The following is a 5,576-nucleotide window of genomic DNA, read 5'->3' as shown; positions in this document are numbered from 1 at the left end:
GCCTCTGTTGCAAAAAATAGCGTTGGCTAGAGTAAATCTCTGATATTTTTGATTATGCGGTGTAAATATCGAATTGTCTTTCAATAAGACGGATTTCTCCTATGAGACCTTGCCCATATTTCCATGCATCCATCTGTCCTTTCTTGAACATGTGCATGAGTTCAAACCCCTTGATCGTTGCATAGGCGGTCTTCATGGATTTGAACCCGCGTACGGGATTTATCAGCTGTTTGAGTTTTCCATGATCAGCCTCGACAATATTGTTCAAGTACTTTACCTGCCGGTGTACCGTATCCTCAGGGCATTTCCCTTCTTCCTTCAACTCATCAATGGCAGGACCGAAAGTCGGCGCTTTATCTGTATTAATTGTCTGCGGATGTGCCCATGGTTTTATGGATTTGAGCGCTTTGCCTAGAAACCGTTTGGCGGCTTTCTTATTACGGGTAGGTGAAAGATAGAAATCAATCGTGTCACCGTGCTTATCAATAGCTCGGTACAAATATGTCCATTTCCCTTTAACCTTCACATAGGTTTCATCTACCCGCCAGCTGTAGCCCATCGTCGGCTTGTAGTACCACCGCATGCGTTTTTCCATTTCGGGTGCATAATGTTGAACCCAACGATAAAGCGTTGTGTGATCGACTTCAAATCCACGCTCCAACATCATTTCTTCCAATTCACGATAGCTAATTCCGTACTTGCAGTACCATCTAACACAACCCAGGATTACACCGCCCTGGTAATGTCGCCATTTGAAATCCGACATTGAGAAATACCCTGAAAAAATTCAATAATGCACCAATTTTCTTATTTTTTGCAACAGAGCCATTTTGACGGCCTAAAATTTCCAGTGCACACTGTCACATAATCGAACGTATATGTGACAGGAGGAATAGGTGCTGATTGGCTACATGCGAGTTTCAAAGGCGGACGGATCACAGTCGACGGATTTACAAAAAGATGCTCTGCTGTATGCGGGTGTTGATCCTTCTCAGTTCTATGAGGATCTAGTTTCCGGTAAGCGCGAAGATCGTCCAGGACTAGCGGCGTGCCTCAAAGCACTACGCGAAGGGGGGTGACCGCAAGGATTCGTGCGTAAATGGGCAATAAGCCTAAAAGTTATAACGAAACTTATTATCTATTATATTTGGTAATAATGAGGCAAATAAATCAAGATTTACACCCTTCTAGGATATCCGCAAACGAATCGCACTATCCATTCGTCATTTGTGTCAAATTCACGGCATGACGATAAATCAGTCCTTAGGTGCTTGGCGCTCGAAGCTCGCGTTTAATCCCGCAGGATCAAACAGCATCCCTAACAGCGAACTGTACTTTCGCTGCGGGCTTTCACGTACCCACTGTGTGAAACGAGTAAGTTGTGTTGTCATGAATATCGAACTAATGCACATGATTCGCAAAGATCAGATTATGATGAAGGGAGCAGACAAGATGTCTTTTGCTGAACAATTTTATGCGCTGGCAGAATAAATCTACCTAGTTTAAAGGGATGGCATTTCAGCTCATCCGAAGTATGCGTTTTTGCGCTTAATACGACAGAACCGATGTTAGGAGGTACCGTGATTTATACATTATTTATTAAATACAAAAAGATATATTATTTCCTTATTCTATTAATGCTATCAGGTCATGTTCATTCGACATATATCCTTGAGGATAGAATTGAACCAGGAGAAGATATCAAGTTCTCTTGGACTCGAGATGGCAACCCAAATGCTATATTTACCTTCCGTTTTGAAATACTCATTGATGGAGAGACGGTTCCTATCAGTGGATTTTCTGGTAACGGTTTCGAAGGGGGGCAGGATTTTATTCCAGTTGGAAAGGGAGCATCGTTCAAATTCGTTGCGCCTAAAGGTGCTACTGATTGGCAGCAAACAATAATTCTGCCACAAGATCCACCTGGACCAGGAGGAGAATTTCCAAAGCGCGAAAGCTTCGTTATTGGAGGTAATATTATATCAAATAGTCCTTTCGCATTTCATCCACTGGATGAATTGCCAAACACTATTCATCACATTCCTGACCTTGCACCTTCGGGGCAAGGTGGTCCAGGGATAACTATATACACTGCTGTCAATTTAGACCTTTATATAGCTAATAACCCTCTTGGATTTAATGATGGGAATTGGATAGTGGGGGACACATTATCCTCTCTTGGACTAGAGATAATTGATGGTCAGATAGCCGGTCTTGAAGGTATTGTCTGGAGCTTAACGCCTTTTGAGTTTGACCCTAATAGTGTATGGGGTTTTGTGCCTGAGGGAGGTAATTTGAATTTACTCAACAGTGTCGATTTTGGATCAGTCCCTATAGAAATAGTTCAAAGGCATATAGGTCAAAATATCCCTGAACCAGGAATATTATTTCTTATTCTTTGTGGGTTAATGTGTTTGTATAGAATTCATGTAGGAAAGCAGTGGTATAACAATTCAAGGGTCTTAGGAAGTTAAAGCGGGTTTAACTTAACTGTTGTAGCTTGTAAACGTAATTCGTAAAACCCGCAAACATCGCCATTTTGTCCAGCTCATGCTGACGGAAGGCTCTGTTGCAAAAAATAGAAAACAGCTGTATTAACCAATTCCTCAGTTCAACCGAGAGTTACTCCTATACCCCTAAACTCAACATCAAACCATTAGTTGCCGCCTAAAGGCGTGGGATTTACCAATCCCCTATTCGATACTTTAAACATCTTTTAATTTTATTTTACATCGAAAAAAATATTTTGTAACAGAGCCGTCGATAGTATCTGTATCTTTTCATCCGGAGATTATGATGGGTTCTCGTGTGAGTCTTGTCCAAGGAAGCGTAAGGAAAATCTGCCAGCTAACCGGTGAGGACGACCGCCAACTTGGAAAAAAAGCGTTCAATCAGACTGAGGCCGATTTCAGTTTATACGGAGCCTATTTAAGTTCATCTTTCAATCAATATTTGTCACACACCGTACTTTTGGTTAAAAATCCCCCATTTTGGATACAGTTTATCTTCTTCTTCGACAACCAAAATATGCGATCATACTTATGAAAAGCAAAAGTAAAGTATTTGGTTCAGGTATTGTAGACACCGAGATAAATTCACTTACGAAGACGATACTGCCATCTGGTATAGGAGTGCCTGTGTAACCTAAATTATCATCCAAATCAATTGTAGTGGTACTAAAATAGAATCCGGGTAGTAAATCAGAGATGCCGTTTTCGATTAAAAATGTTTCGCCAATTGTGAATTCAGAGGCTGTTGATAAAAATAAGCTCGCATTTATAGCTACAAACAACGTATCTATCCCATCTTCAATGAAACCATCATTATCAATATCAGAAAGAAAAGATGGAAAAGTAAATGCCTTTCCAAGCCCTATTTGCGATGCAAGGCTGGCTGTTAGTGCGGAAAACCCGAACGGCGGACTTGTTCCTCCGAAAGCCAATTCTGTCGAACTCGTTACCTCATTACTTACCTCTTTAATTTGGTTTGAATCGAGCCTGAAGGAATCCCCGCTTTTTCTGATTACATGAGCTTCGAAGTCTGTAAACGACTCAACATTGAAGATCGTACCCATAGCGCCTTCAATAGATACGGTAGGACCAAATGTAATTTCTGCTGTACCATTAGCTCCAGTTACAGCGCTTACAGGGTCTGATACCGCAGTATTTCCTCTTGTTAGACTTCCTGTTACATTAACACCTGCTCCTTGACTCGGGTTTATTGTAAGAGTAACTGTACCAGCAAATGCTATTGAAACTATAAATAATGAGAAGGCAGCGCTGAAAATACTCTTAAATATAATATTATTCATGCTTTGCTCGGCTCCTAAGAAGAATAAAAGGCTCTGTTGCAAAAAATAAGTAAATTGGGGCGCCCTTGATTGGGCGCTGTGATTGATCAGGGGCAAGTGTCAAAGAGAACGCTCTTTACGATTGTTTCGCGTATTCTGTTTCGAGTCAGCTCAGCTGTTTTTGAGTCTGACGAAAAAGCAGAAAGGCGAATTTTTTGATCACCTGGTAGACAAACCACTTCTGCAACCACACGATTATTGCCTGCAAGAATGATCGATCCAGTATCTTCGAATATTTGGTTTAACCCTTCTTTACGCAAAGCATCACGTGCAAAAAGATGACAAGCGCATTGACTTGCTTGCTTGTTGAATGTACTCCAGTGCATTTCTGGACGGCTCTGTGAAATAGCATTAGAAGATGCAAGCGATGCCAAGATTATCAATAAATAAAAACGTGGAAAATTTCGAACCATAAATTTCTCCTCATTAATTTCAAATAACCATCAGTTAACAATGATACTCTCTAAAAAATTTCCAGCAATGGAAGAAACCGGATCGCCCAGCGATTAATCGAAGCGTGATCGACAAATGGGTCTAATCCCATAAAGGTACAAAAGCGGCCACGGAGTTCTGACACATTTCTCCTGAGTAGATGTAGCGGCTCGCGTTTAAAAACAGTCGGGCTTGCATTCAACGTTTTTTTGGGCTCACAATAACTGCAAGTGAAAATGCACTTGGGCTCAAATTAACTACAAATGAGCTTGCATTTATCGGTTTCGGCTCGCATTTCACCGTCTTGGGCTCACATTAAATGCAAATGACGGTGTTTCCAATGCGACAAACCGCTCTTGAGGCAATTCTGCTATTCATTCTTAAATTTCGGGAAATTTCTTTCTCCGATTTTCACAGGCTTCTTGCTTATCTATAACGTTAGTGGAAATTGAATGATGGTATTGGGTTAGTTCGCTTTGATTACGAGTTATAACTAAATCTGGTGTTTGAGCGGTTGAAAAATAGCGGTATACCTGGATGATCAGTTGTCAGCAAACAATTAAATCAGTCCTGAGGAGATATACCGCTATGAAGAAGAATACTGTTGTTGAACTGACACGTCCAGATCAGTTTAGTGATTCGTTGACAGAGTTGTTAAGGAGGGGAGCCAAACAACTGCTGGAGCAAGCTGTTGAAGCTGAATTGGCAGGATTTATGGAGCAATTTTCCGGCAAGAAGCTGAGTGATGGGAAAACCGCTGTGGTACGTAATGGCTATCAACCTGAGAGGAATATACAGACAGGTATAGGGCCTGTTACGGTTAAGATACCGAAGGTACGCGCCAAAGATGGAGACCCTGTGACATTTCGGTCAGCCCTGGTGCCGCCGTATGTACGGAAGACAGCTTCGTTGGAGGCAGCGTTACCCTGGCTGTATTTGAAGGGTGTTTCGACTGGAGAAATGGCCACCGCATTGGAAGTTTTGGTTGGTCCTGAAGCCAGCGGCCTGTCGGCCAGTACGGTTTCCAGGTTGAAGCAGATCTGGTCAGAGGATTATAAAACCTGGTGCAATAAATCTCTGAATAAAGAACGCTGGGTTTATATCTGGGCTGATGGGATCTACAGTGGCTTGCGCGCAGAAAATGCCAGGTTGTGTGCTTTAGTCTGCGAATTCCGGTTCAACCTGGACACGCATTCCACGGCAAACTGGACAGCCATTCCAGAGCAAACTGGACACTGATTCCACGTCAAACTGGACAGTGAAATTAGAGACGTAGCGGTACGCGGGATAACCG

The 5,576-nt window shown here is 42.1% G+C and carries 5 protein-coding genes and 1 pseudogene; 3 read left to right on the top strand and 3 right to left on the bottom strand.

All coding sequences use genetic code 11. From position 1 onward, the window contains the following. Window positions 1–52: 52 nt before the first annotated feature. The gene (locus NSMM_RS12800) at window positions 53–766 is read right to left on the bottom strand and encodes an IS6 family transposase (RefSeq protein ID WP_090288019.1); all 714 of its coding nucleotides are present in this window, start codon (window positions 764–766) and stop codon (window positions 53–55) included. Window positions 767–896: 130 nt separating this feature from the next. Between NSMM_RS12800 and NSMM_RS12795 the strand changes: the two genes are divergently transcribed. Together NSMM_RS12795 and NSMM_RS12790 are read left to right on the top strand one after the other, a co-directional pair. Further along, on the top strand, window positions 897–1,079 hold the full coding sequence (locus NSMM_RS12795; RefSeq protein WP_425412382.1) for a recombinase family protein: 183 nt from the start codon (window positions 897–899) through the stop codon (window positions 1,077–1,079). A 501-nt stretch (window positions 1,080–1,580) separates the two neighbouring features. Then, window positions 1,581–2,474 carry a hypothetical protein gene (locus NSMM_RS12790; protein ID WP_090288016.1) on the top strand — a complete coding sequence of 298 codons (894 nt, stop codon included), beginning with the start codon at window positions 1,581–1,583 and terminating at the stop codon, window positions 2,472–2,474. Between the two features lie 527 nt (window positions 2,475–3,001). Here NSMM_RS12790 and NSMM_RS12785 read toward each other — a convergent pair. Further along, window positions 3,002–3,811 (bottom strand): PEP-CTERM sorting domain-containing protein, encoded by an 810-nt coding sequence (locus tag NSMM_RS12785; RefSeq protein WP_090288014.1) that lies wholly within the window; start codon window positions 3,809–3,811, stop codon window positions 3,002–3,004. Window positions 3,812–3,897: 86 nt separating this feature from the next. Continuing rightward, complete coding sequence (locus NSMM_RS12780) at window positions 3,898–4,263, bottom strand: hypothetical protein (protein ID WP_090288011.1); 366 nt, start codon at window positions 4,261–4,263, stop codon at window positions 3,898–3,900. A 607-nt stretch (window positions 4,264–4,870) separates the two neighbouring features. Between NSMM_RS12780 and NSMM_RS12775 the strand changes: the two are divergent. After that, window positions 4,871–5,446, top strand: a pseudogene (locus tag NSMM_RS12775) (transposase); the annotation flags it as partial. Window positions 5,447–5,576: the final 130 nt, after the last annotated feature.

It is taken from the genome of Nitrosomonas mobilis (assembly GCF_900103035.1).
Classification (GTDB): Bacteria; Pseudomonadota; Gammaproteobacteria; order Burkholderiales; family Nitrosomonadaceae; genus Nitrosomonas; species Nitrosomonas mobilis.
The sequence above is the reverse complement of the archived record's forward strand: the minus strand, read 5'-3'. Positions and strand labels throughout refer to the sequence as shown.